Origin of the sequence: Westiellopsis prolifica IICB1 (assembly GCF_004323185.1) — a bacterium.
GTDB lineage: Bacteria > Cyanobacteriota > Cyanobacteriia > Cyanobacteriales > Nostocaceae > Pelatocladus > Pelatocladus prolificus_A.
This window is the reverse complement of the sequence record NZ_NAPS01000002.1, coordinates 2,073,633-2,099,237: the sequence shown is the minus strand read 5'-3', so window position 1 is coordinate 2,099,237 and position 25,605 is coordinate 2,073,633. Positions and strand designations below refer to the sequence as shown.

The window sequence follows — 25,605 nt, the reverse complement described above, 5'->3', positions numbered from 1 at the left end:
ACGTAGATGCGACAGTGACTTGCCGCAGAATACCACAAAAGACACAAAAAACACAAAGCATTTAATAGATATTTTGGTCTTAGAAAATAAACAAAAATTTAGATTTTCATAATTTATGCAATGTTTTTCCTAATGATGCGGGTGCGCCTAGTTGAATACGAGTGGTATCCCGTGAGATAATTATTAGCACTATAATAGTTGCCAGGTAAGGCAAGGAAGATAAAAGATAAGGGGAAATATCTACTCCTAAGCCTTGCAGAATTAACTGGATGGCGCTAACTCCACCAAATAAATAAGCACCTAGCAAAATTCTCATTGGTTTCCAAGTTGCAAATACAACTAAAGCGATCGCAATCCATCCCCGCCCAGCTGTCATATTCTCAGCCCAAAAAGGTGTATACGCTAGGGAAAGATACGCCCCTGCTAACCCCGCCATCGCCCCACCAAACAAAACTGCTAAATAACGTACTCTATTTACAGGTAAACCCAAAGCATCAGCGGCTATACTTGATTCACCTACACTCCGCAGGATCAGTCCTGCTCGCGTTTTTTGTAAAAACCAAGCGACCAAAAATACTAAAATAATTGAGATATATACTAATATATCCTGCTGAAAAAAAGCTTTACCAATCACGGGTATAGATTTTAAAATTGGGATATTTAGAGGTTGCAATCCAGTAATTGTTTGCCCAATATAATCTGAGCCAATAAAAGCACTGAGTCCAGAACCAAAGATACTAAGGGCTAAACCTGTTGCGACTTGATTGGCATTTATAGTAATAGTTAGTACAGCATGAATGAAGGCGATCGCCATACCTGCAAATAGAGCGATCAACAATCCTAAATAGATATTATCTGTAACTGAAACGGCGATAAAACCACTAGCAGAACCAACTAACATCATTCCCTCTACACCAAGGTTTAAAATTCCTGATTTTTCTGCCACTAATTCACCCAATGCTGCCAAAATTAAAGGCGTAGCTGCGCGTAATGTGTCGCTGAGAATGTCGCTAAGAATCATTTATTAGTGTTTTATTAGGTTGATATTTGGAGACTAATAAGTAAGTCAGCACAAATAAAGCTAACTCGTTGGGGTCGTCATTTGTCATTTGTCATTTGTCATTTGTCATTTGTCATTGGTCATTTGTGATTTGGTCATTGGTAAGGGTTCTAGGCGTGTTTACTTTTCCTAATATAGTTATGTTTATTCCCACCGACTTACTTACTTCAAAGTTGTGTTGAGGTAGTTCAAACTTGTGTTGAGGTACTTCAAACTTGTGTTGAGGTACTTCAAACTGGGAGCATCCCAATTTTTTCAAAATACCGTAAAGCAAAGGGTTTAAACCCTTTGCTAGTAGCACAAGTCGTCTGAAGACGACTTCACAAAATCAAACAGTCTGCTTTAAGCAGACTTTTGCTATAAGACTGCGATTTCAATCGCAGGCGTTTTTTTGAACATTTGGGATGCTCCCCTTCAAACTCGTGTTGATACCATTTCACGAAAACCTTGATACAAATGATTAGTTTCTAATTCTTTCCCCCTGCACCCTGCACCCTTGCAGCCTAATTATACATAGCCGTGTCAAGTATAAATTGCCTCTAGTAAAAATCGATGAAAGTACAAAGCTAGAAATTAGGAAGTGGTCGGATCAGGGGATGAGTGGAGATAATAAAAACAGGGGGACAAATCACAAATGACAAATCACAAATGACAAATCACAAATCATCAATCATTCAGTTAGAAAATATCTTTAAAATCTACGGTAGTGGTGAAACTGAAGTCAAAGCACTTAACGATGTGAATTTAGTCATCCATGAGGGTGAATATTGTTCAATTATGGGGCCATCTGGTTCTGGTAAGTCCACAGCTATGAATATTATTGGCTGTTTGGATCGCCCGACATCAGGACATTACTATTTAGATAACCTCGATGTCGCACAAATGAATGATAGCGAACTCGCCCACATTCGTAATAAAAAAATTGGCTTTGTCTTTCAGCAATTTCACCTTTTATCTCAGCTATCAGCACTAGAAAATGTAATGTTGCCGATGGTGTATGCTAATGTGGACTCTGGGGAAAGAAATGATCGCGCCGCCGAAGCATTGAAGCGCGTTGGTTTGGAAAAACGTATCAACAACAAACCTAATCAATTATCTGGGGGACAACAACAAAGGGTAGCGATCGCCCGTGCTATTGTCAATCGTCCAGTCTTACTCCTAGCAGACGAACCCACTGGTGCGCTTGATTCTCGTACCACCCAAGAAGTATTAGATATTTTTACCGAACTCAATAGTACTGGGATTACTGTCGTCATGGTAACTCATGAACCAGATGTTGCTCGCCAAACTCAACGTATCGTGTGGTTTCGTGATGGACAAGTGGTACATTCCCACCTCACCCCCGCTGACTTGAGTCACATGGCAGTATCTTGATTTTACAAGGGCAACATGTTTGTTTATTCACAGATGATACTATTGATTTCTACAAAAAACTTGGTTTTACCAAAAAAGAAACTTGCCTAGAATTAGTAGTCGGTAAATGGTTGAGGAATCAAGTATAGTATCCCTATTAGATTTTGAAAATTGAGAAGTCAGATCCCCGAGTTCTCAAAGAAGTCGGGGATCTTGTTATTCACGAATAATTTAATTTATCTATCTTTCAATAGAGGAGAAATATCTATCTACAGATATCAAAGTTTGATTAGTTCACTTTGATAGAATCTCAACATAAACAAAAAATTATCAGAGGGGATTCTTATGTCTGAAGAAATTAAACCAAATGTTGCTCAAGCTTCTACTGAAGATGCAAGATTAGTTGCTGAAGAAATTGCCAGTGGTGAAGCTAAAGCGCCTACTGTTGATATGGACAAAGATTATCAAGCAGCACAGCAATTTAGTGTAGGCGAAGGTGCAAAAGCAGATCAAGACACTACTGCACGAGAATATCAAATTCCTGAATCTGAAGAGGAAAAAACTGAAGCACAGCCAACAGGTGATCCTGCTGATTATAAAGCAATGGCAGAAGAAATTAGACCTAAGCAATAGTCATCAGTAATTTGACACGATTAAACTCTTGCCTTGAAGCCGCTCTTACGAGCGTCTATGCGTCTGTACAATAGCTATTAGTCATTTGTGGAAATAATTTTAACAATTGACAATTGACTTTTGACATTTAACTATTATTTACCACCTCTAGCAATTCACTGGGGTGGTGAATCAAATAATTGGGTTTTTGTTTAGCTAAAACTTCTGGAGAATTAAAACCCCAAGTTACTGCTACTACTTTAATATTGGATTTTTTAGAAGCTTCTATATCTCTGGTTTCGTCTCCAACATAAATTACTTCTTCCACTCTAATTTGTTTTTGTCTTAGCACATTATTAATAATTGTTGTTTTCCCAAAAATAGTTACACCTGAATAAATAAATTCAAATAAATTATCTAATTCGTTAATTTTCAAGAACTCTGTGACATTATCTTTAGAATTAGAGGTGATAATTCCTAAATGATGACCTGCATTTTTGAGATCTATTAAGGCTTCTTTCATGCCTGCAATTGGTTTGAGTTCTGGTATTTTCCTTTTTAATTCTCCTTTGACTTTTTTCACTAAAAAAGGTATTCTGAATACAGAAATACCTGAGTAATTAATAATCTCTCTAGAAGTTAAATTTCTCAACAAATTTAGTTCTTCAGGAGTAATCTGCACATAACCAAACTCTTCAGCTAAACGGTTGGCTACACTTACAAGTGCGTCTACTGTATCAGCGATTGTACCATCGAAATCAAAAATAATTACTTTTTGGGTCATTCTTGTGCCTGTTGGAATGCGTTTAGATTAGCACGGGCATTCCGTCGTAACATTTCTGGCTTAATTCGCCGTAATGCCGATGCTGGAAATCGTTCATCCCACTCATGATCTGAGATTTGGGCTAATTCTACCAGCTTGGGCGCAATATTCCCAGGATATGGCTGAAATTCTTCCACATCAGTTGGACTAGCAAAACGTTGATTCCAAGGACAAACATCTTGGCAAATATCACAACCAGCAATCCAACCTTGTAAATTGGATGCGATCGCTTCTGGTAATTTTTCCTGGCGATTTTCAATTGTATGATATGCAATGCAGCGATTAGCGTCTACAACAAACGGACTAGTGATAGCATCTGTAGGACAAGCCTCTAGACAGCGAGTACAATTTCCACAATGTTGTGTATGGGGTTTATCTGGTTCTAATTCCAAGTTTGTTAGCACTTCTCCTAAGAACACCCAAGAGCCATATTCCCGTGTAATCACATTACCATTTTTGGCAATCCAACCGATTCCGGCTTTTTGCGCCCAGACTTTATCTTGTACGGGTCCTGTATCTGCATAATACCGCGCTTGGATGTTTTCACCTTGTCCCTGCAACCAACCAGAGAGTGCTTTCAATTTTTTATGCATGACTTTGTGATAATCTCGTCCCCAAGCATAACGAGAAATTTTGGCGTACTCTTCACCTCTAGGACGTTGATGGGGGGTGTAATAGTTAAGAGCTACACAAATTAGCGATCGCACTTCACTCATCACCAATTTAATATCTTGACGCTTGAGAGAAGTCATCCATTCCATGTCGGCATGATAACCAAGCTCAATCCATGCTTGCAACCGCTCCATCTGTTGCTCATCTGTCCCATCGACAGCAGCTATTCCTACTTTGTGGAATCCTAATTCAACAGCTTGTTGTTTAACTTCAGCGCTATTTGTTCCTGGCAATTGATTCATTTATCTTATTTAAAAGTTGCCGTACCTACGGCGTATTTCTTCTACACTATCCAGTCAATGCATACATTTGCTATTTTTTAGGCATGGTATTTGTAAAAATTATTTGCAATTTGTAAATAAATAATGCAATATGTATATCAAGAGCAAAACAATGCATTAAACAATTCCCAGCACTATAGAACTATCGACTGAGGTGCGATCATGACATTTACTACTGATTCAGCACAAAGCCGCTTTTCCAAAACTCTCAACTATGGTAACCAAATAGGTGATGCTGTTGCATCGACCGTGGCTGTATTTACAAAACTGAGTGTAGACGACCAATTAGCTGTACTTTGGTACGCTTACACTGAAATGGGACGTTCGATTACTCCAGCCGCTACAGGTGCTGCTCGTTTACAATTAGCCGAAGGTCTGCTAAATCAAATTAAGCAGATGAATCATGCAGAACAGTTACAGGTAATGCGTGACCTGGCTGGTAAGAAAAATACCCAGTTCTGCCGCTCCTATGGTATCCTCAGTGCTAATACCAAGTTAGCTTTCTGGTACGAACTATCAGAACTGATGGTTAAAGGCTTCGTTGTTCCTATGCCATCTAATTATCAGCTTTCTCGTGATGGTGTACAGGTATTTGAAACACTTAAAGAACTCGATTTCGGTCAACAAATCACCGTGCTTCGTAAAGTTGTAACTGAAATGGGTGTTGACCCTTTGGCTGATTAAGCATATCAAAAAAGTAGGAGTCAAACCAGAAGACGCCGAGATGAAATTTTTCCACGTTCCCGCGTCTTCTTCCATGTCCTCTTCAAATCCTGCTTCAATGAATTTGTGATTTATCCCCGATTCTCACTTATTTTTAACTACCAAACTGCTCTTTATATCCTCATCAAGCGATTGTGAGAAGTAAAGAGCATTTTTTGTATAAATGTTGTTGGATGATGGTTGGCTGTAATTTGGTGTTTTTTCCAACGAATATAAAAAATACATCTCTAGCAGCAGGTTTGAAATTAATTTTTATTTGTAAATTAATAAAAATATAATTTGGAGTTAATATTATGGTATTATCACAATCATCATCTGCAAATACTACACAAGAATTAACTATTAAAGGAATTACAGAAGCAACGATCCTCGATTACTTTCAAACCTTAAATGCAGGAGATTTTGATGCTACTGCTAATTTATTTGCAAATGATGGTGTCATGCATCCGCCATTTGAATCTGGGATAGTGGGACCAGAGGCGATCGCTAATTATTTAAAAAAAGAAGCTCTAGGTATTAAAGCTTCTCCTGAGCAAGGAATCTGTGAAACTTTAGAAGAAGGTTTAATCCAATTTCAGGTAAGAGGAAAAGCACAAACTTCTTGGTGCGGTGTTAACGTTTTATGGCAATTTGTCCTCAACCCACAGCGAGAAATTCTTTACACCAAAATAAAATTGTTAGCTTCGCCTCAAGAATTGCTGAAAATGCAACGAAATTAGTTAGTTGTTAGTTGTTAGTCATTGACCACTAACCACTAACAATAAACAAACAATAGCCAACAATCTTTAAATTTCTTAATTTTTCGTTGCTGTCATTTGCTCGAAAGAGCGCAGTAATAATCTTCGTCCTAAGTCTATATCTTTTGGCGCACACTGCCAATCAGGATGTGCTGTCATCAACAAACTATCCAAAGTTTCTTGATCAAATAAATGCCAGACAGCAGCACCATTAAGTTCTGCTTCTATGGCATAGCAATTAGAACTCACACAATGAATCTTACAAGCATCAGCAACTCTGAGTAAAGTCATTTGTTCTCCTGGCCGTAGGGAACGAAATTGCTGTATTGCTTGCTTCAATTCGCTTTTGGCAGACACGCTCAACCCAGGAAGCGCTACTGTTAAATTTTTGTCTCCGTTTACCATAATCCAGTAGTTACGACTGGGGTCAATTCCTTCTAACCAGGGTGATTCATCATCAAGACGATAGCGTGGTGACAAACAAAACAAGGCTTCCATAGTTGAAACAGTGATTTTGTTATGCAATATTCTGAGCGATAACTTCTATCGGACACATGCAAAGTCGATTTTTGGACTTGCGATCGCACCGATTCTATCCATAACTGATGCCCTACCAAGTCACGCAACATCCTACAGACAAGCCTGATAAAGTTGCGCTTGTTGAAATTACAGACGGTTTGGTCATCTTACATATTTTTATTCTTTGATAAATATCACCTATAAATCAAATAATTTTTGCAAAAGTTATTAATTTAGTTAATACTTCTTAATATAAATATTTGTCATTGGATGCGTGGATTTTGGATTGATTCCACGGATAAATCCGCTTTGTTGTACCCTAATCGGAATTATCACTCAACAATACACTGAGTCTAATACCCAATTAGCGATTACCAATGATCGATTACCGATATTCAAGGAGACTGATATTAAGCAGTTTCTGTGACGCTCACTTGTAGCTTGAGACAGTTATAACCATCAATCTGTAACTTGTACTCGACTTTATCCATGAGACGATTCATAATCAGCCAACCATAGCCACCTTCTTTTTTGTCGTTGGGGCTAGGAGGTAAATAGTTGGATAAGTCGAAACCTTCACCACGATCCCAAACTTCTAGGGCTATATCTCGGTCTTTTAATTCTAAACGAATTAAAACTGGTAAATAGGGTTGGTCTTTATGGGCATGACGCACGACGTTGGAGTAAGCTTCTACCAAAGCTAGTCGTAGACGACTTGATTGTCGTGACCAATCAATCGATTCTTTAAATTGGACTTCCAAACATCCCAACAACCAGTTTTCGACGATACCTAAAAACTTCAGGTCGCTTGGTATATGAAGTTCACTTTTCATTGCTTAAAAAACCTCCAGTGAAAGTATGGTCTGGTCATCTTCTTGGATATGGTTGTCAGCTTGAATACGAGCCAACAATTTATTGAGAGATAATGGTTGAGTTTCTTGTTGCAAGAGTTGCCAAAGACCATCGAGATGTAGCATGGAACGATGATTTTGCTTCACACAATTAAGAGAATTTTCGGCTGTATGACTCTTTTTTGTCACTGTGGCTTCAGTAATTCCATCACTGGTAAACAGTAGAATATCTTTAGGAGCAAGAAATAATTGACCAAAATCTGCTTGCCATTTTGGTAAAATACCCAAGGGAATACTACGTATTTTTAGGTAGTGGGGATTTTTTGTATCAGTGTTGCGAGACCACAACAGAGGATATATGTGACCTGCATTGGCATAAACAAGTTCTCTAGTGGTGGGGGTATATCGGGCTAAAATGAGAGTGATGAAGCAATTGCTACTAATTAAGTCATCACCTAAAGCTTGATTAAGATTTTGAATGACGATGTTTGGCATGGCTGGTGTTTCTTGAGATAATTCACGGCGTAACACCGAAATTGCACTAGCCATAAACAAAGCAGCCGGTACTCCTTTCCCGGAAACATCACCTACTGCTAACCATAAATCTCCTTTAGGATGGACAAACACTTCAAAAAAATCTCCCCCGACTTCATGAGCGGGGTAACAACAAGCTTGTACCTTTGCGTCTTTGATATCAGGTAAGCTTTGGCGTAGCAGATTATTTTGAATTTGACGAGCAACTTCTAATTCAGTTCGGATCTGCTCTTGCTTTTCCTGAAGACTTTGGTATAGTTTTGCTTGAGAAAGGGCTAGGGCTGCTTGTTCAGCCACACCTGTAATTAGCTGAATATCCTCATCTGGCCAAGGGCGATCGCGTCCTGATTGATAGAGAGCCAGAACAGCAAGCAGATGTTGCTGATAAGTAAGTGGCACAGCTAATTCGTAATAAGGATTACCCTCATATATATATTGACCATGTTGATAATGCTGAGTTTGGAGAACTTTTTCAATCAAAAAACTAACATCGAAAGCTTCACAGGAACAAAGATTTTGAGAATCCAAGTAGGAAAACTGATTTGATGACAAGCAATTGCTTTCTACTGGTTTAAGCAAGCAATAACTAGTTTTAAAAGACTGACCAATCGTAGCAACAATTTTCTCCAACATACTGGAGTAGTCCAGAGACTCGCGTATTGCAGTGGTGACAGCATTAAATAATGATTCTCTTCGTAGGGCGCGGCGTAACTCTTGAGTACGCTTTTTGACTAGCCGATAGGTGTCCGCTGCTTGCTCAACAATGACTTTGAGTCGTTCCGGTTTCCAAGGTTTAGTAATATATTTGAAGACTTGACCTGAGTTAATGGCATCAACTAAATCTTCAACATCGGTAAAACCTGTAAGTAAGATGCGTATCGTATCAGGAAAATGCTCTACAGTCAAGCCCAAAAACTCTGTGCCATTCATCTCTGGCATTCTTTGGTCAGAGATAATCACAGCCATTTCGCCTTCTTTTTCCAAAATTTCCAGTGCTTTCAAAGCGTGATTTGCTCTGTAGACTTGAAAGTCTCGCCTAAAAGTCCGGTAGAGTAGTTCTAAGTTATCTGGCTCATCATCTACCACCATCAATTTAAGTTTTTCGACATCTGTCCCAGTCATATTTGACTTCACTATTCCAGATATTTTAGTGGCGAGATGGCGTAATGGCATCATTACACCCTATCGTCAAACAATTTTGGATTTTAGATTACGGATTGATTCACAAATAAATCCGCTTTCTTGTATCGTCAATGAATTATTGGTCATTTGAACGCTAAGAAAGACTTTATTCAAGATAATTCACTCATTTTTAACACATATGACTGAAAAAAATTTAGTACATTTACTTGTATACAATAGGTAATTCAAACTATTGCACACCCGTTTTTTAGCTTATCCTACTAATCCAGAACGCAAAGCCCTAACCGCCGCTTGGGTGCGGTCGTCTGCACATAGTTTGTTTAAAATATTACGAACATGAGTTTTAACAGTTCCAACCGTGATATAAAGCCTCTCTGCAATTACAGCATTACTACAACCTTCTACAATCAGTTGTAATACTTCTAATTCTCTTTCTGTCAGGGTATAGGGGTCAATTAAATCTTCATCGGTGCTAGTTGTTTCTAAATTTTGCACCGACGTTTTAGTCTCTGTCGTCATTTCCATTTTCAATGGATTTTGTTGTGCTTGTTGTAATACAATGCGTGCGATCGCTGGATCGATCCAAGCATTGCCATTGTAAGTAACACGCACAGCCTCTGGTAAATTATCGAACTTAATATCCTTCATGCAATAGGAGTCTGCCCCAGCAGCAAAGGCAGCTAGAACCGCTTCTTTATTATCACGCAGCGTTAAAATTAATACCTTTACCCCTTCTTCTCCATTGGCAAGTGCTTTTACATCTCGTGTAAGTTCAATGCCATCTTTATCTGGTAAGCCAATGTCTACAATTGCAATATCTGGGTGTAATGTTTTTAATAATCTGATGCCATCGGCGGCGTTAGCAGCTTCTCCCACCACTTCTATATCTTCCCTTTGCTGTAGCGCGATTTTGATGCCTACACGGGTGAGATCATGATCTTCTATCAATGCCACGCGAATTTTATTCATAGTCGATTCTGCCCATTACACTCTTAACTGTGTAAGATTGAGTTTACTAAAAAGTTTCAGAAGATGGAGTGCAAACTAGTTGCGAATTCTGAATTTGTAATTTGAATTGTTGAATTTGTTTGAGTTTAGTTGTCTTCAAAATGGGTGTGGGGCTGTAAGGATGTCGGAGGAGTCATATTTTCATACTACATAGAGGGATTTTCCCGTGATTGACTGATTGCTTAATGGTTTTAAATCTCATCTTGTGCTTTGAAATTTCATGGCACTGTCTTTGAAATTACTTTGTATTTGATAACACAATCTAAACTTAGACCATGAGATCACTTAACTTAGCTTGAAATCTATTCGCAGACAGAATATATCTAAAGTTTATTGAGTCAAAAGTTGTATTCTAAAATACGCATTTTTTTGTAAATCTCTATTTACAAAAATTTGTTAAACTATCGTTCGATGGACATTGGTGTGAGGCTACTCAAGACTAGGCTATGTTTAAACCGCCTAAAGTGTTTTCGGTGTTGGGGCTACCAGTTCATATCATGACAGATTATCCAAGCTGGTTGCTAAAAAGCTTGCAACAAGGTATGGGAGCGCATGTAATTACGCTCAATGCTGAAATGACCATGCAGGCTGAACAAAACAAATCTCTAGCTGAGGTCATTAAAACCGCTGAACTAGTCATACCAGATGGAGCAGGAGTAGTTCTATTTTTGCGGTGGCTACGCGGACAAAAAGTGCAACGGATTCCTGGAATCGAGCTAGCAGAGACACTGTTACGAGAAATTGGAGAAAAACAAAGGGACGCAAAGCTATTTTTCTATGGTGGCGCGCCAGGAGTTGCTGCAAAAGCCGCAGATTTTTGGCAGGGGAAAATTCCGAGTTTGACAATAGCAGGAACACATTCTGGGTTCCATTCCCCAGCAGAAGAAGAACTATTACGACAAACTCTTGCTCAAGTCCAGCCAAAAGTTATTTTTGTTGGTTTGGGTGTACCACGTCAAGAGTTGTGGATTTCTCAAAACCGCCATTTGTGTCCCCAAGCAATTTGGATCGGCGTTGGTGGAAGTTTTGACATTTGGTCAGGGACAAAGACTCGCGCTCCTGCTTGGTTGGGAAACAATCATTTAGAGTGGCTATACCGACTATACAAAGAACCTTGGCGTTGGCGACGAATGTTGGCTTTACCTAAATTTGCCCTGAAATCTTTGATTTATGGTTTGACCGTCAGAGAAGCAATCAGTCAGTGAATTTTTTAGGGGTCGGGGATTGGGGATCGGGGATTGGGAAAAGACTTGTTAAATAATTCTCCCTTGTCTTTCTTGTCTCCCTTGTCTCCCTTATCTTTCTTGTCCCCAATCCCCGATCCCTGATCCCCTATCCCCAATGATTAACCACTAATTATGAGATTCCTGGGTATTACTTGGGAATCATTATTTTATGCATTTTTAGTTGTGGGTGTGAAGAAATAGCAATGCCAACAGTGATATCACAGAAAGTGAGGTCTGACAAATTTACTCATATTCAAGACAGTGATACTCAACAGCCTAATATTGAGCTGATGGTGCAATTACACTCAACTGCAAAAACATATTTCAACGGTCATAATGCTCTGTTAGATATGAATTTGGAAGTAAAACAGGGTGAATTTTTATTTGTTACAGGCTCTAGTGGTTCTGGTAAGTCTACACTGTTGAAACTGCTGTATGGCGAAGAGTTACCAACACAAGGAAAAGTAATAGTTGATGGGTGTGATGTGGGTTCGTTACGGGGCGATCGCTTATCGTTATTTCGACGCCGTATTGGCATTGTGTTTCAAGACTACAAACTCATCCCTCAAAGAACTGTATCAGAAAATGTCGCTGTTGTCTTGCAAGCACAAGGATACACCCGTAAAGAAATTCAACGACGTCTAGAACCGACGTTAAAGTTAGTGGGTTTGCTGAATAAAGCTGACTGTTTTCCTGGACAATTGTCTGGGGGAGAACAACAACGGGTGAGTATTGCCAGAGCAATCATAGCAACCCCACCAATACTTTTAGCTGATGAACCAACCGGTAATCTTGACCCTGACAACTCCTGGCAAATAATACAGATTCTTCAAAAGTTAAATTCCTTTGGAGCAACAGTAATTGTTACTACTCATGATGAGCAACTAGTCCGCAGATGCAGTCATCGTGTGGTACAAATCCGTAACGGTAGACTGCATCAAATTAGTCAATAGTTAATCCAAAATCCAAAATCCAAAATCCAAAATCTAAAATCTAAAATTGGTTGACTAACAACTAATCCGACTTTTAACCTTTGTTTTGGTAGGTATTTTAAGTGCTACAGGAGTTGATGAAAGCATTTGCATTCGCTCCAAGACCTGCAAACTGCTAAAAGCTGCTTCTCGAATTGCTGCTTCTTCCTCATGACAAAGCAGGAGTCTTAAACATTGATCAATATTTTGTAATTCGGAAGCATCAATTCGGTTTTTATTGATTAATTTTGTTAGCAAACGTATAGCGATTAAACGTTTGAGAGGATCTTTTTCGGTGAGATTATTTAATAAATTATCTAACTGATTTTCATCTTGATTTCCGTAAATGCTAACTATTTGCCATGTCAATAAAAATAATGTTAATAGTGTTGCTGAACCTTGCAAAATTACGCCTGCGGCCAGCCAATGGCTATTGGATTCTAACCAAATTACAGTTGCCATGTAAGTGCTGAAGCAAGCTATACCGCCACTAATCACAGCTAGAGCTAGCCGACGGTTCGGACTATTTAAAAACTTTTTAATCTCAGACCAGTGTAACTGCCAATGCCATGCTTGCATGGAATAAACAAACATCATTGTCCCCACACCTGCACTACTAGCTAACAGCAGTTTCCAATTCCACAATAGCATCGCCACAACTATAGTCAGGAACCCAAGAACGCCTCCTGGACCACGGAAACGTTCTAGAGGTAACTTTTTTGTAGCTCCTGACTTGAACTCTGGAAGCATCCAATCGAGGATCTGGTCAATTAATTGCTGCCAAGAAGACGAAGCCTGTGCCACGATATCTACCTACTTGATTGTAAAAGGTTAATAAATAAGCAATAACCTCTACCAGAATACCTGAAATCACTTCGGTAGAGGTCTTGGCACAGATTTTATCACTCTCATACCATTTCACGTTAATCGCGATACACATAAATCAATACGCTTGGTGATAAGCCCAAAATCCTTTGTACCAGACGCGAAATTTCGCGTCTGGCCAGATCAATTTTCGGTACTAAAAATCCTTAACTGAACCGTATTGACACATAAATAATGTACCAGACGTGCCATGGCACGTCTGGTACTTTTAAAGGAAATTGGTATCAGCACTACGCTATTGGGATAGTCTGCGGCTGATTACCAGAAAAAGTTAAAAATCCCACAGCATCAAGCTGTGGGTATATTTAAAAAAAGACTCGCTGTTGTGTGTCTTTTAAATTTTTTTACCGACCAATTCCAATATATTGGAAACCAGCTCTGAGCATAATTTCAGGATCGAGGAAGTTACGACCATCAATCATGACGGGGTGGTTCATCAATTTTGCCATCTGAGCATAGTCAAGAGTTCTGAATTGCTGCCATTCAGTAACAATTACTAAAGCATCGCAACCATCGGCTAGTCTTTGTGGATCGGTTTCTACTAATACACCAGAAAGACCATCACGTAAACCAGATTGGGAAACAAGGGGGTCATATGCTTTGACTTTGGCTCCCAATCGATTTAACTGCTCAATCAAGTTGAGTGCTGGGGCGTCGCGCATGTCGTCGGTATCAGGTTTAAAGGTCAGACCGAGTAGTCCGACTGTTTTTCCTTTGAGAATTTTCAGGGCTTGCTGGAGTTTTTCAACAGCAATCAAGCGCTGGCGTTGGTTGACGCTGACTGAGGCTTTGAGTAGTTGAGCTTCGTAGCCATAATCATCGGCGGTGTGAATCAAAGCTGAGACATCTTTGGGGAAGCAAGAACCACCCCAACCAATACCAGCATTCAAGAATTTGCTTCCGATTCGAGAGTCTAAGCCGATTCCTTTGGCTACTTGGGTAACATCAGCACCAACGCGATCGCAAATGTTTGCTACTTCGTTAATAAAACTAATCTTAGTTGCTAAGAAGGCATTAGCAGCATATTTAATCATTTCTGCGGAACTCAAGTCTGTTACCAACACTGGTACTGGAGGTAAAGACTGATCTTCAGCATATTTACGCTCTACAATTGGAGTATATAATTCTTCCATCATGGCGATCGCTTTAGAGCTATTGCTACCTAAAACAATGCGATCCGGGTTAAAGGTATCATAAACTGCTGAACCTTCCCGCAAAAACTCTGGGTTACTGACTACATCAAACTGGGCTGTAATTTCTGTTAATTGTTCATTATCACGCCCTCCACCAGCAGGTACGAGTGTTTTTTGGCGTTCAGCAATACCATCTAAAACTATCATCCGTACCCAGTCACCAGAGCCAATCGGGACGGTAGATTTATTGACAATTACTTTATAGCCACCATCAAGGTGAGTCCCAATACCACGAGCAACAGCTTCCACATAACGAGTATCGCTTTCACCAGTTGGTAGAGGGGGTGTTCCAACAGCGATAAACAAAATTTCTCCGTGGTTGACTCCCGCACCAAGATCGCTGGTAAACTGGATTTTGCCGTTTACAATGGCATTTTGCATTATTTCTGAGAGTCCAGGCTCGAAAATAGGCGATTGCCCAGACTTCATGAGCTTAACTTTCTCTTCGTTGTTATCTACACAGATCACATCATGACCAATGTGAGCCAAGCAAGCCCCTGTGACTAAACCAACGTAACCAGTACCAATAACACAAACACGCATTTTGCTTAATTCCTCACTTTAGCTAGGGGTTAAATTCTTAAAAAAGTTTTCTGCAAATTTGTCATTAGTCATTAGTCATTGGTCATTGGTCATTTGACAAATGACAAATAACCAATCACTAATGACCATTTTTTATACGTTCGCGAAAATCTTCTATAGTCAGTTTTAACCCTTCTTGTAGTGGAACGGTAGGTTCCCAATTTAACCAAGTCTTTGCTCTGGTAATATCGGGGCGACGGCGGCGCGGGTCATCAGCAGGTAGTGGTTCAAACTTAATTTCTGCATTGGGATTAATAAGATTTTGTACAGCCTGAGCCAGTTCTAGGATTGTGTATTCGTCAGGATTTCCTAAATTAATGGGTCCAATATAGTCATTATTCATGAGTCGCATCAGTCCTTCTACTAGGTCAGATACGTAACAAAAACTACGTGTTTGTGACCCTTCACCGTATACGGTTAATGGAATACCTCGTAATGCTTGAACTACAAAATTACTGACTACCCGACCATCGTTTTCTAACATGCGGGGGCCATATGTGTTAAATATCCGAGCAACTCTAATGTCAACTTTGTTTTGTCTGTAATAATCAAATGCTAAAGTTTCAGCAATACGCTTGCCTTCGTCATAGCATGAACGCAGTCCAATCGGATTCACACTACCCCTGTATTCTTCGTTTTGGGGATGAACTTCTGGATCACCATAAACTTCACTTGTGGAAGCCAATAAAAAGCGAGCTTTCACACGCTTTGCTAACCCCAGCATGTTTAACGTACCCATGACGTTGGTTTTTACAGTTTTGACTGGGTTGTACTGATAATGTACTGGGGAAGCTGGACAAGCTAAATGGTAAATTTGATCTACTTCTAAGCGGATCGGTTCGGTGATGTCATGACGGATAAATTCAAAATAAGGATGATCCATCCACTTGAGGAAGTTGCGTTTATGACCTGTATAGAGGTTATCTAAGCAAATTACTTCATGTCCATCAGCTATTAGTCGGTCGATTAAATGTGAGCCAATAAACCCAGCACCGCCCGTCACCAAAATTCTCATAGTCTTCCAGGTATTTACGATGATTTTTAGTCGCGATCGCGCTTGTACTTAGAATACCCATAATGGGAATTCAAATACAGCACAAGCTTGTTTACTCACAAAAATATTTTTTGAGCAAATTTTTGTATGTGAGTATTTATCTTAATTTAATTACTAAACAATTCTTTAAGCAAAGTTATCAAACATCTTTTGTGAATACCGAACAATCGGTGAGATTTCATTAAATCTTCAAGTAGATAAAGTTTTTAAATTAGTTTACTGGGTAGAGGCGTGATATTTGTGCAGGTAGATTTCAAATCAAAAACTAAATATTTTCCTACAAAAGCTACTTTGCCTTGAAGCCCTACCCTGCCGGGAACGTCTACCCTATTTAAGTATTATTAATTACTTGAAAATTAAGAATTATTTTTATACAGGATCAAGAAATACATCAACTTCCCTAAAATAATAGTTCAAACTAATAGACAAAGAAAGATAGATTTTTTACAATAGTAAACTCACTATTTTATGCATCACATAACAGTTTAATAAATAGCACATTTATCCCGAATCTACATGTAAATACATAGAAGAATTCATATGCGAGCGATCGCTCTTAGTCACCTTACCTTAGTTAACTTTATAAAGATAAAACCAAGAATTAAATCAAGTTTGTAAAATTTTGGTTAAAGAACACTACTAAGTCTGACGGTTAACCTAGCCTTAATACGGTAGCCCAATGCTGAAAAATAGTCACATTTTGAATATTAGTAATGGTTCAATTCAGACATTGGTTTTCCGTACTCACCTGCTCACTCGTTCTGAGTGTTACTGGATATGCAACATCTGCTTATGGTATCTCCCTGAGCGATACTTTAACTATTCCCGGTAGAAGCACTGACTTATATCCCTACGATGGTAATAGTGCCAATAAAAACCGCTTAGGATTTTTCTCAGATTTGTACTACGATCGCACAAACAATGTTTACTATGCTTTGAGCGATCGCGGCCCTGGTGGCGGTGTCATTCCCTACGAAACACGGATACAAAAATTTTCCCTTGATATTAACCCAATCACGGGGAAGATCAGAAAATTTAAAATTCTAGAGACAATTGTCTTCAAAAAAGATGGTCAAAGCTTCAATGGCTTAAACCCGCAATTACTCAACAGTGATAAAGCAGTTCTTGGTCAGAGTTTTGATCCAGAGGGGTTTGCAGTCGCTTCCAATGGGAATTTTTACATTTCCGATGAATATGGTCCCTCTGTTTATGAATTTAGTCCCAAGGGTGAGTTCATCAGATCATTCGTGATCCCAGATAATCTTATTCCCAAAGCAGGAAGCACTCTCAACTATGTCGATGGTCGTCCAACAATCATAAATGGACGTCAAGATAATCGGGGTTTTGAAGGATTAACTATTAGCCCAGATGGCAAAAAATTATTTGCCATGCTCCAAGACCCATTAGTAAATGAAGGCGTAGATAATAATGGTAGGAACGATGGACGCTATAGTCGTAATCTGCGATTGGTAGAATTTGATATTGCTACTGGCCAGAGTACAGCTCAGTATATTTATCAATTAGAAAGTTTAACAGAGATCAACGATCGCATTCCTGGTACTGACAATGATTTTGGACAAAATGCCCAAGGTCGAAATATCGGGATCAGTGCTATAACTGCTCTCAATCAACAAGAATTTTTAGTTTTGGAAAGAGATAATCGCGGGTTCGGGGTAGACGTGCTGAATGATTTAGCCGATGATCCCACTGACACCCCCAATCCTGTTGCAAGCAAGCGCGTTTACAAAATTAGCCTTGTCGGTGCAACTGACGTCAGTAATACTAGTCTCACAGGCACAAACACTTTACCAACAGGTGTAAATCCAGTTAGTAAAACTCTGTTTTTCGATGTAGCACAAACTTTGAATCCTGAAAATCCTGGTGACTGGACAAAGATACCAGAAAAAATGGAAGGTCTAACAATTGGCCCTAAACTCAGAAATGGTTCTTATGCCTTGCTAATAGGTACTGATAACGACTATAGCGTCACCCAAAATGATGATGATGTACAATTCGATGTTTGCAGCAATCAAGACGGTAGCAGCGTTAGCAAAGTCACAATTGACACTTATTGTCCCAAAGGTCAAAGGTTAGTTCCTGGCTTCCTCTACTCGTTTAAGGTAAACACTACAGAATTGGGTAACTTCAATCAAGCGCAAAATCCACCAAAATCAACTACAACTGCTGGTCTAGTTTTACTGGGGTTAGCTGGTGTTTGGTTGAAGCGAAGACACCTGGAATAGGGGTTTGTAACGGTTGGCAAAATTTGATTAACTCGTTAAGGTTAATGGGGAGATAGAGAGGTGAGGAAGTATCAAGATTGAAATAAAGATTCTCCCTTGTCTCCCTTGTCTCCCTTGTCTCCCTTAATATATCCCTTCATCCACAGTAGTCTTGGATTTTGCCCTAACTTTATTAGCACTGCGTTTGAGGGCTGAGAGTCGTCCTTCGTATTTAGAACGTTGACGCTTGCTAGGAGTCATATCAATTAGGGTTTTTAAAGCGCTACCTAAACTTTTATAAGCGTTGGGAAGACTGTATCCAAAACGAGTTGCTAAAGCGATCGCTTTTTCATCAGCTTCAATAAATTCTCTAAGTTGCTTTTCCCCATTGTTTTTTTGATAAAGTCGCCAGCCAGAAACACCGCATAGTGCTAAGGCTAATATCAGCAATAAAGCATCCTGTACCCATAATTCGCCAACAGCACCACCCAAACCAATCGCCAAAGCAGCCATTTCCCAACCATCTTTGGGAATGGTATCATTTTGAATGCGCGCGACTTCGTGCCAGAATAGTAGATTACGCTGATCCATTGCCAGCGTATCCCATTTCACCAAGTCAATTTGAATTTCTACTTGGTCTTTACCAATTTCTTCGCAGCGAATTAGGGGTGGATTTACCTCTGTTGTACCTTCAACAGTTACCCAACTTTGCAATTCTGGTGGTAGCAAACCCTTAAGACGCCGGAGTTCACTCATTTCTGCTTTAGCAGAGGAGGTTGCATAAGATGTCATAATATCCAACCCTAGAAAAATTTCAGTATATTGAGCGTATCACTTTGGAGTATAGCTATTTCATTACTCATTCGGTTGATTCGTTCGGAAAACTCCCCCGCTTTTTACGGGCTTCCATTGCTTTCTCTAACAGGTCTAGCAATCCTGGTGCTTCTTGTTGAATACTTAATAAAATTCTTTCTCCCAATTCTACATTACCTGGATCATGACCGGTTTCCATCACCCCTTGCAAACGAGGTATGGCGACATTATCAACAAGCTGAATTAAGCCACTCAAACAACGGTTAAATTGTTTTTCTGTAAGAATCGAATCTTCCAAGGGGAACTCAATAATGGCACGAATTTCACCATCGGAAGGATCATACTCCCATTGCAGCATTTTGGTTTCCCAGGATATTGCTAGCATTGTTTGGAGAATGGCTGCTTTATGGGGATGATCTTGCACTCCTGCCAACACCTGTGGCGCAAATAGCCGAAAAAACTTCCCATCCTCATCTAACTGCACAACAATTAAAAAGTCCTCGACATTATCACTTTCTACTCCTGTGATAATACGCTCTTCTTCTTCATCTACACGATAATCCCAACCAAGGTTATCTAAGTAGTTGGCAATCTCTACCAGATCAACAGCCATAAAAGCCTCATCGTAAACGGTAAAACCGCTGTTATCAGACCTAGTGTAACCTGCTAGCAGCATAGGTATAGCGTGGAAACGCTACGTTTTATATTATGTTTAACTGTTAATTAAATTACAGTTAATCTCTATAAAGAGAATATATCATTTGGAATTTACATCTGATACTAAGTCCGGCTAATCACTTACGATTAAAATTTCTTTGCCTCAGGTGCGTCTCTCTATCTTTAATTAAGATTAGTCTTTATGCGCGACTACGAACATTTTTAAACATTCCATTTTCAACTTGATTAATTGCTGACATAATTCCATTTTCAGGATTATCTAGCAATGATAATTTGACTTGTTGTAAATAATCACTAATTGCATCTCGTAAGATAGGTTTTTCAACTGCTACTGTATGGTTAAAGTCCCATACATCCCAGATAATAATACCAACCCCTACAATCGGATCGAGTAATTCTGCACCTAATTTCGCAGCAACTGCACCACCAGTTTTAGCAGCCATTTTTGCACCAGCTTTCCCAGCAAAAGATGTCACTACTTTACTCCCGACTTTTGTAACGACGGGAATCATGGCTTTTGTCAGTAAATAAGCACTACCTCCAGTTAAAATCTTTAAAGATAAATTAGAAATATTACCTTCTGTATCATTAACAGTAATAGCAATATCACCAAGATAACGTTCCCAATCTCCTTGAGGAATCTTGTAACTACTTTGGATATCAGCAATATTTTGACTCAATTTGGCGACATAAAAATCGATAGTCTCTTTAGTAATATTTTCTAATTCCAATTGAGCAACTTTTGGTCTAAGAACACGTTTAGCAAATTCTGTTTGGAAATTCTCAGTCAATTTTTCAGCTACTGCTTGTGTAGGCGAGGGATGATTAGCATTTGTCCAGTGGGCTACGGCTGAAGTTAACCACACAAAAGGAGTGCTAAATTCTAGCTTTTTTTGATTGAAGTAATTAAAATACCAATCTAGAAAGCTCTGATCAACACGAGTCATTAATTCATCAACCCACTGATCTAATTTTGCAGAAGCGAAACTCTGAGATTGAGCATGAGCATTTGTAATTGCAGTGGCGATCGCATCTTCTATTCCTGATGGTGGAGCTTTTTTGTCCACAATCACTATATTTTCTTTTGTTGGTTGAGCAATAACATAATCTTGTGGTGATGAACCTGCGATTAAAAATTTACCTAACAACGGAATCAAGACAACAATAATTACAGCTACCCAAATATATGGGGTTATAGACTTAATAAATTCACTCCAAGCTCGAATACGATCAGTTTTATGAATATAAGAAACCTTTTCATTCGTTTCCTGGGGTTTTTGTCCAGTTATTGATGAATCTGGAACAGATTTCGAGTCAAATATATCCTGTTGTTCTTGGTTCATAGTATGTTTTTAACTAAATCTAAACAGCCTCCTTCACTCGTTAGTTTAGCTAATTTAACCAATAAAACATGTCTGTTGTTCTCATTTCAGAATCAAAATGCTTTGGTGGTAAACTCAGCTTTTATCGCCATCCCTCTACTAGTTGTAATGGTGAAATGCGTTTTGCTGTTTACCAACCACCACAAGCAAATAATGAACCAGTACCTGTTCTTTATTTCCTCTCTGGTTTAACTTGCACAGAAGAAAATTTTATGGCGAAGGCGGGAGCGCAGCGTTTTGCGGCAAAATACGGCTTAATGTTAGTAGTACCAGATACTAGCCCTCGCAACACTGGAATTCCTGGCGAGGATGAGGACTGGGATTTTGGCACGGGTGCAGGTTTTTACGTTGATGCTACAGTTGAACCGTGGGCTTCGCATTACCGCATGTATAGTTATGTAGTTGATGAATTACCTGCTGTAATTACCGAAAATTTCCCAGCTATACCAGAACGACAAAGCATTTTTGGTCATTCTATGGGTGGACATGGGGCGCTGGTTTGTGCTATACGAAATCCCCAACAATATAAATCTGTGTCAGCTTTCGCGCCTATTGCTGCACCAATACGTTCTCCTTTGGGACAAAAAACTTTCAGTCGGTATCTTGGTAATGATTTAGAAGCTTGGCGTGGTTATGATGCTAGCGAGTTAGTCAAGCAAGTAGGATACCACAGTCAGATTCTGATCGATCAAGGTACTGCTGATCAATTTTTAGCTGAAGGATTACTTGTGGATACATTTGACAAAGCTTGTGCAGAAGTAGATCAACCTTTGAATTTGCGTTATCAAGAAGGCTACGATCACGGCTATTACTTTATAGCCTCTTTTATTGAAGATCACATCCGTCATCATGCGATCGCTCTTTTACAATAGAGCAGCAGGCAAAAGTCTATAATTTACTGAACTTTGCATCTTTCCTGAATCTTGTGCAGATTAAATCCAATTCAATATTGCTTAGTTCAGATAAATTGATTGACATTTAAACCTACCAGAGACGTTGCACTGCAACGTCTCTACATGACCAAAATTATGACGAAAAATTCTGAACCAAACAGTATGGAATTCCTGGTTTTTGTGATGTGAATATTTTAAATTGTTGCTTAGTCAACTGTAATTTTATCTATTTTAGTAATGTAATTGTAACTTTTATTTAAGATTAGTGAGTGTAAAACTACTGAGGAAATTCTTTTCATTGATTTGGTCATATACAAATTTAATGATTACTTTTTATGGTAAAGGAACAGAAATGTAACAAAAAGTAATGATGAACAATAAAATCTTAAATGATAATTTATTTTGACTTATAAATACAACCTTAAAAATCACTAAATATATTTTTTTACGTGTAATAATGCTAATTTTTCAGAAATTACCCGGAACTATGTTTTAATTTTAAAATCCACAATAAACTTAATTTGTTTTGCTTTTTTAATTAAATTTTGTTTTTGAGGAATCTCTTTGGTCAGACTTCCTAGTTGTAATGTAGTGGAATCTTGACTTTGCATGATTTCAAAGCAAAATATAATTAAATAAAACTTAAAAATATCGAAAATAAGTTAAAATAATGTCAATAAAATTGAAGTATAAACCTATGCAAATTGGCAGAAAAAGCAGGATGATTTAATTTAAGGTAAAAACGAAAAAGCAGAGACTTTAGATAAAGGTTTTTGTCGATAACTAACTGTAAGGCAAGAGATAGGTTAAAAGGTGAAATGACCCCCAATAATTGATGCAAAGAGTCACTTTAGTTATCGTGATTGACAAGTAAACTTACAAAACTAAACAAACAATAATTATGACTAAAAGCATTGCAATGACCGCAGCGTTTCGCTTGAGTGAAAAATTGCCTTTACCACTGCGACGCTTGGCAGATTTGGCCTACAACTATTGGTGGTCTTGGACAAGCGATCGCATCGCTTTATTTGAAACTATCGATCCCCAAGAATGGGAGCGTTGTGGACATAATCCAGTAGCAATCTTAGAATCAGCAACCTACGAACGGCTCACCCAGCTAGCAGAAAACCCGTCTTACCTGAAGCAAATTTCTGCCCTCGCCAAAGAATTCGACGAATACATGACCCAAAAAGACACTTGGGTAAACCGAGTCGCACCGCAAGTTACCATCGAAAATCCTATTGCTTACTTTTGCGCCGAATTTGGCATTCATGAATCCTTACCCGTCTACTCTGGCGGTTTAGGTATTCTCGCAGGTGATCACCTCAAATCTTCATCCGATTTGGGTGTACCAATGGTTGCTATTGGCTTGCTATATCGTCAAGGTTACTTCCGACAACGCTTGAACCGTAGCGGCTGGCAGGAAGATTACTATGTAGATAATCCCTTCCACCGTATGCCCATAGAACTAATTAAAAACGAGCAAGGGCAACCACTCACCATCGAAGTAGAAATTCGCCAGCGTTGGGTGAAAGTACAAATTTGGCAAGTGCGAGTCGGGCGAGTCACCCTCTATCTTTTAGATAGCGATCGCGAAGACAATGATCCCATTGATCGTTGGTTAACTGGACACCTTTATGGCGGTAATCAAGAAACTCGCATCGCCCAAGAAGTCGTTTTAGGAATTGGTGGCGTCCGTGCTTTAACAGCTTTGGGAATCCAGCCATCCGTCTATCACCTCAACGAAGGACACGCCGCTTTCTGTACCTTAGAAGTTGTGCGCCAAGAAATTGAACGTACCAACAAATCCTTCTATGACGTCGAAACAGATGTACGTAAACGCTGTGTCTTCACCACCCACACACCCGTTCCCGCCGGTCATGATGTCTTCTCTCCAGATTTAATGGACTCGTTCTTCGCCCACTACTGGCCACAACTACGCCTTTCACGGGAACAATTCTTAGCATTAGGCGCACGGCGACTAGGCGATCCTTGGGAACCCTTTGGTATGACTGTTTTAGCATTACGGATGTCTCGTACTTCCAACGGTGTCAGCGAATTACACGGGCGAGTTTCCCGCCAAATGTGGACAGTCATGTATCCCAACCGCACTGAAGATAACGTCCCCATCGGCTACATTACCAACGGAGTCCATGCACCAACCTGGACTGCTCCCCTAATAGCAGATTTGTACAATCAATATTTGGGAACAGATTGGAAAACCCATGCAGTTAATCCCAAAATGTGGGAAAAAGTAGACGATATTCCCAACGAAGAACTCTGGTGGCGACATCAAATTCTCAAAGAAAGACTTGTCGCTCACACTCGCTATAAAGTCAAAAAAGCTAGAGAAGGACGAGGCGAAGAATACCAAAACATTCAAGCCACCAACACCCTACTAGATCCCAAAGCACTCACCATCGGATTTGCGAGACGTTTCTCACCATACAAACGCGGTCATTTACTCCTGCGTGACATGGAACGCGCCCTCAGAATTTTTGGTAGCACTGACCGACCCGTACAAATTATCTTCGCCGGCAAAGCACACCCCGCTGATGAAGAAGGTAAGCGAATTATTCAACGCTTGATGGAGTGGTGCAAACACCCAGCCCTCACCAACCGCGTTGCTTTCATCGAAGACTACGACATCTACACCGCCCAAAAACTCGTTCAAGGCGTCGATGTCTGGTTAAACAACCCCCGTCGTCCCCTAGAAGCATCCGGTACAAGCGGACAAAAAGTCTGCTTCAATGGTGGTATAAATTGCAGCGTCCTCGATGGCTGGTGGTGCGAAGGCTATCAAGCCGACGCCAACGGTAAAGGCATTAACGGTTGGGCAATTGGCGAAGATGCCCACACCAGTGATCAAGAACTACAAGACCGTATTGATTCAGAATCACTGTATAAATTATTAGAAGAAGAAATCACTCCCCTCTACTACAACCAAGATGCTAACGCCATTCCCCACGGTTGGATACAGATGATGAAAGCCTCCATTAAAACCAACGCACCACTATTTAACACTGATCGCATGATTGCTGACTACGTTTCCCAAGTATACGTCCCAGAAATTGCCGTCACAGTACCACCGATTTTAGCCAAAGTATTAGTCTAAGAATTAATGAACCACCAAGACTCCAAGACACAAAGAAAACCTATATCCAAGGAATTGGATCAAGAAACACCAAGGCTCCAAATCACCAAGAAATCTTCGTGTCTACCCTTACGGGTAGGCGCGTAAGCGACTTCTGCAAGTAGCCGCTCCGCGTCTATGTGTCTTTGTGGTTCATTTNTCACCAAGAAATCTTCGTGTCTACCCTTACGGGTAGGCGCGTAAGCGACTTCTGCAAGTAGCCGCTCCGCGTCTATGTGTCTTTGTGGTTCATTTTT

At 39.6% G+C, this 25,605-nt stretch carries 23 protein-coding genes; 9 read left to right on the top strand and 14 right to left on the bottom strand.

Going from position 1 to position 25,605, the window contains the following annotated elements; translation table 11 throughout:
• Window positions 1–106: 106 nt before the first annotated feature.
• A complete protein-coding gene (locus tag B4U84_RS23350) occupies window positions 107–1,021 on the bottom strand; it encodes an ABC transporter permease (RefSeq protein ID WP_131120721.1) in 915 nt (304 codons plus the stop codon).
• Between the two features lie 687 nt (window positions 1,022–1,708).
• Between B4U84_RS23350 and B4U84_RS23345 the strand changes: the two genes are divergently transcribed.
• A complete protein-coding gene (locus B4U84_RS23345) occupies window positions 1,709–2,434 on the top strand; it encodes an ABC transporter ATP-binding protein (protein WP_131120720.1) in 726 nt (241 codons plus the stop codon).
• Window positions 2,435–2,758: 324 nt separating this feature from the next.
• A complete protein-coding gene (locus tag B4U84_RS23335) occupies window positions 2,759–3,046 on the top strand; it encodes a hypothetical protein (protein WP_017311555.1) in 288 nt (95 codons plus the stop codon).
• Window positions 3,047–3,173: 127 nt separating this feature from the next.
• On the opposite strand, the gene B4U84_RS23330 is transcribed toward B4U84_RS23335, so the two are convergent.
• Complete coding sequence (locus B4U84_RS23330) at window positions 3,174–3,809, bottom strand: HAD-IA family hydrolase (protein WP_131120719.1); 636 nt, start codon at window positions 3,807–3,809, stop codon at window positions 3,174–3,176.
• Window positions 3,806–4,762, bottom strand: a complete 957-nt coding sequence (gene queG / locus B4U84_RS23325) for a tRNA epoxyqueuosine(34) reductase QueG (protein ID WP_131120718.1) — start codon at window positions 4,760–4,762, stop codon at window positions 3,806–3,808. Before queG ends, B4U84_RS23330 begins: the two co-directional genes overlap by 4 nt.
• Before the next feature lie 201 nt (window positions 4,763–4,963).
• Here queG and B4U84_RS23320 point away from each other — a divergent pair, with 201 nt between their 5' ends.
• Window positions 4,964–5,485: an orange carotenoid protein N-terminal domain-containing protein gene (locus B4U84_RS23320; RefSeq protein WP_131120717.1), complete on the top strand. Its 522-nt coding sequence runs from the start codon at window positions 4,964–4,966 to the stop codon at window positions 5,483–5,485.
• Window positions 5,486–5,817: 332 nt separating this feature from the next.
• Window positions 5,818–6,243, top strand: a complete 426-nt coding sequence (locus tag B4U84_RS23315; RefSeq protein WP_131120716.1) for a ketosteroid isomerase family protein — start codon at window positions 5,818–5,820, stop codon at window positions 6,241–6,243.
• Between the two features lie 75 nt (window positions 6,244–6,318).
• Here B4U84_RS23315 and B4U84_RS23310 read toward each other — a convergent pair whose 3' ends face one another.
• The 4 genes from B4U84_RS23310 to B4U84_RS23295 form a co-directional block, all read right to left on the bottom strand.
• Window positions 6,319–6,759, bottom strand: coding sequence for a hypothetical protein (locus tag B4U84_RS23310; protein ID WP_131120715.1), 441 nt, complete (start codon window positions 6,757–6,759; stop codon window positions 6,319–6,321).
• A gap of 431 nt (window positions 6,760–7,190) precedes the next feature.
• Entirely contained in the window at window positions 7,191–7,613 is a 423-nt protein-coding gene (locus tag B4U84_RS23305; protein ID WP_017311549.1) for an ATP-binding protein, read from the bottom strand.
• A 3-nt stretch (window positions 7,614–7,616) separates the two neighbouring features.
• Window positions 7,617–9,287: a SpoIIE family protein phosphatase gene (locus tag B4U84_RS23300; RefSeq protein WP_131120714.1), complete on the bottom strand. Its 1,671-nt coding sequence runs from the start codon at window positions 9,285–9,287 to the stop codon at window positions 7,617–7,619.
• Between the two features lie 273 nt (window positions 9,288–9,560).
• Window positions 9,561–10,277 carry a response regulator transcription factor gene (locus tag B4U84_RS23295; RefSeq protein ID WP_044447945.1) on the bottom strand — a complete coding sequence of 239 codons (717 nt, stop codon included), beginning with the start codon at window positions 10,275–10,277 and terminating at the stop codon, window positions 9,561–9,563.
• A 485-nt stretch (window positions 10,278–10,762) separates the two neighbouring features.
• Between B4U84_RS23295 and B4U84_RS23290 the strand changes: the two genes are divergently transcribed.
• Together B4U84_RS23290 and ftsE are read left to right on the top strand one after the other, a co-directional pair.
• The gene (locus B4U84_RS23290; protein ID WP_017311546.1) at window positions 10,763–11,521 is read left to right on the top strand and encodes a WecB/TagA/CpsF family glycosyltransferase; all 759 of its coding nucleotides are present in this window, start codon (window positions 10,763–10,765) and stop codon (window positions 11,519–11,521) included.
• Window positions 11,522–11,745: 224 nt separating this feature from the next.
• The gene (ftsE, locus tag B4U84_RS23285; RefSeq protein ID WP_131120713.1) at window positions 11,746–12,495 is read left to right on the top strand and encodes a cell division ATP-binding protein FtsE; all 750 of its coding nucleotides are present in this window, start codon (window positions 11,746–11,748) and stop codon (window positions 12,493–12,495) included.
• A 54-nt stretch (window positions 12,496–12,549) separates the two neighbouring features.
• Here the strand turns inward: ftsE and B4U84_RS23280 are convergent, their stop codons facing one another.
• From B4U84_RS23280 to B4U84_RS23270, 4 genes are all read right to left on the bottom strand, one after another.
• Window positions 12,550–13,317, bottom strand: a complete 768-nt coding sequence (locus tag B4U84_RS23280; protein ID WP_131120712.1) for an armadillo-type fold-containing protein — start codon at window positions 13,315–13,317, stop codon at window positions 12,550–12,552.
• Window positions 13,280–13,453 (bottom strand): hypothetical protein, encoded by a 174-nt coding sequence (locus tag B4U84_RS30810; protein ID WP_165490336.1) that lies wholly within the window; start codon window positions 13,451–13,453, stop codon window positions 13,280–13,282. The genes B4U84_RS23280 and B4U84_RS30810 overlap by 38 nt, the downstream gene beginning before the upstream one ends.
• Before the next feature lie 289 nt (window positions 13,454–13,742).
• Window positions 13,743–15,134, bottom strand: coding sequence for a UDP-glucose dehydrogenase family protein (locus tag B4U84_RS23275; protein ID WP_131120711.1), 1,392 nt, complete (start codon window positions 15,132–15,134; stop codon window positions 13,743–13,745).
• Window positions 15,135–15,252: 118 nt separating this feature from the next.
• Complete coding sequence (locus tag B4U84_RS23270) at window positions 15,253–16,188, bottom strand: UDP-glucuronic acid decarboxylase family protein (protein ID WP_131120710.1); 936 nt, start codon at window positions 16,186–16,188, stop codon at window positions 15,253–15,255.
• 752 nt (window positions 16,189–16,940) lie between these two features.
• Between B4U84_RS23270 and B4U84_RS23265 the strand changes: the two genes are divergently transcribed.
• On the top strand, window positions 16,941–18,470 hold the full coding sequence (locus B4U84_RS23265; RefSeq protein ID WP_131120709.1) for an esterase-like activity of phytase family protein: 1,530 nt from the start codon (window positions 16,941–16,943) through the stop codon (window positions 18,468–18,470).
• Window positions 18,471–18,593: 123 nt separating this feature from the next.
• On the opposite strand, the gene B4U84_RS23260 is transcribed toward B4U84_RS23265, so the two are convergent.
• The 3 genes from B4U84_RS23260 to B4U84_RS23250 form a co-directional block, all read right to left on the bottom strand.
• Entirely contained in the window at window positions 18,594–19,241 is a 648-nt protein-coding gene (locus B4U84_RS23260) for a DUF3318 domain-containing protein (protein WP_017311540.1), read from the bottom strand.
• A gap of 67 nt (window positions 19,242–19,308) precedes the next feature.
• Window positions 19,309–19,875 carry a type III secretion system chaperone family protein gene (locus B4U84_RS23255; RefSeq protein ID WP_017311539.1) on the bottom strand — a complete coding sequence of 189 codons (567 nt, stop codon included), beginning with the start codon at window positions 19,873–19,875 and terminating at the stop codon, window positions 19,309–19,311.
• Window positions 19,876–20,119: 244 nt separating this feature from the next.
• Complete coding sequence (locus tag B4U84_RS23250) at window positions 20,120–21,283, bottom strand: hypothetical protein (RefSeq protein ID WP_131120708.1); 1,164 nt, start codon at window positions 21,281–21,283, stop codon at window positions 20,120–20,122.
• A 68-nt stretch (window positions 21,284–21,351) separates the two neighbouring features.
• Between B4U84_RS23250 and fghA the strand changes: the two genes are divergently transcribed.
• Entirely contained in the window at window positions 21,352–22,194 is an 843-nt protein-coding gene (fghA, locus tag B4U84_RS23245; RefSeq protein WP_131120707.1) for an S-formylglutathione hydrolase, read from the top strand.
• A 922-nt stretch (window positions 22,195–23,116) separates the two neighbouring features.
• Window positions 23,117–25,330 carry an alpha-glucan family phosphorylase gene (gene glgP, locus B4U84_RS23240; protein ID WP_131120706.1) on the top strand — a complete coding sequence of 738 codons (2,214 nt, stop codon included), beginning with the start codon at window positions 23,117–23,119 and terminating at the stop codon, window positions 25,328–25,330.
• The last annotated feature ends 275 nt before the right edge of the window (window positions 25,331–25,605 follow it).

What these genes read in the sequence shown, in the direction of transcription:
- queG (WP_131120718.1), bottom strand. Translation starts at nt 4,762, where the DNA reads ATGAATCAATTGCCAGGAACAAATAGCGCTGAAGTTAAACAACAAGCT.
- ftsE (WP_131120713.1), top strand. Translation starts at nt 11,746, where the DNA reads ATGCCAACAGTGATATCACAGAAAGTGAGGTCTGACAAATTTACTCAT.
- B4U84_RS23330 (WP_131120719.1), bottom strand. Translation starts at nt 3,809, where the DNA reads ATGACCCAAAAAGTAATTATTTTTGATTTCGATGGTACAATCGCTGAT.
- B4U84_RS23270 (WP_131120710.1), bottom strand. Translation starts at nt 16,188, where the DNA reads ATGAGAATTTTGGTGACGGGCGGTGCTGGGTTTATTGGCTCACATTTA.
- B4U84_RS23260 (WP_017311540.1), bottom strand. Translation starts at nt 19,241, where the DNA reads ATGACATCTTATGCAACCTCCTCTGCTAAAGCAGAAATGAGTGAACTC.
- B4U84_RS23290 (WP_017311546.1), top strand. Translation starts at nt 10,763, where the DNA reads ATGTTTAAACCGCCTAAAGTGTTTTCGGTGTTGGGGCTACCAGTTCAT.
- B4U84_RS23300 (WP_131120714.1), bottom strand. Translation starts at nt 9,287, where the DNA reads ATGACTGGGACAGATGTCGAAAAACTTAAATTGATGGTGGTAGATGAT.
- B4U84_RS23310 (WP_131120715.1), bottom strand. Translation starts at nt 6,759, where the DNA reads ATGGAAGCCTTGTTTTGTTTGTCACCACGCTATCGTCTTGATGATGAA.
- fghA (WP_131120707.1), top strand. Translation starts at nt 21,352, where the DNA reads ATGTCTGTTGTTCTCATTTCAGAATCAAAATGCTTTGGTGGTAAACTC.
- B4U84_RS23315 (WP_131120716.1), top strand. Translation starts at nt 5,818, where the DNA reads ATGGTATTATCACAATCATCATCTGCAAATACTACACAAGAATTAACT.
- B4U84_RS23275 (WP_131120711.1), bottom strand. Translation starts at nt 15,134, where the DNA reads ATGCGTGTTTGTGTTATTGGTACTGGTTACGTTGGTTTAGTCACAGGG.
- B4U84_RS23345 (WP_131120720.1), top strand. Translation starts at nt 1,709, where the DNA reads ATGACAAATCACAAATCATCAATCATTCAGTTAGAAAATATCTTTAAA.
- B4U84_RS23250 (WP_131120708.1), bottom strand. Translation starts at nt 21,283, where the DNA reads ATGAACCAAGAACAACAGGATATATTTGACTCGAAATCTGTTCCAGAT.
- B4U84_RS23295 (WP_044447945.1), bottom strand. Translation starts at nt 10,277, where the DNA reads ATGAATAAAATTCGCGTGGCATTGATAGAAGATCATGATCTCACCCGT.
- glgP (WP_131120706.1), top strand. Translation starts at nt 23,117, where the DNA reads ATGACTAAAAGCATTGCAATGACCGCAGCGTTTCGCTTGAGTGAAAAA.
- B4U84_RS23320 (WP_131120717.1), top strand. Translation starts at nt 4,964, where the DNA reads ATGACATTTACTACTGATTCAGCACAAAGCCGCTTTTCCAAAACTCTC.
- B4U84_RS23255 (WP_017311539.1), bottom strand. Translation starts at nt 19,875, where the DNA reads ATGGCTGTTGATCTGGTAGAGATTGCCAACTACTTAGATAACCTTGGT.
- B4U84_RS23335 (WP_017311555.1), top strand. Translation starts at nt 2,759, where the DNA reads ATGTCTGAAGAAATTAAACCAAATGTTGCTCAAGCTTCTACTGAAGAT.
- B4U84_RS30810 (WP_165490336.1), bottom strand. Translation starts at nt 13,453, where the DNA reads ATGTGTATCGCGATTAACGTGAAATGGTATGAGAGTGATAAAATCTGT.
- B4U84_RS23305 (WP_017311549.1), bottom strand. Translation starts at nt 7,613, where the DNA reads ATGAAAAGTGAACTTCATATACCAAGCGACCTGAAGTTTTTAGGTATC.
- B4U84_RS23350 (WP_131120721.1), bottom strand. Translation starts at nt 1,021, where the DNA reads ATGATTCTTAGCGACATTCTCAGCGACACATTACGCGCAGCTACGCCT.
- B4U84_RS23265 (WP_131120709.1), top strand. Translation starts at nt 16,941, where the DNA reads ATGGTTCAATTCAGACATTGGTTTTCCGTACTCACCTGCTCACTCGTT.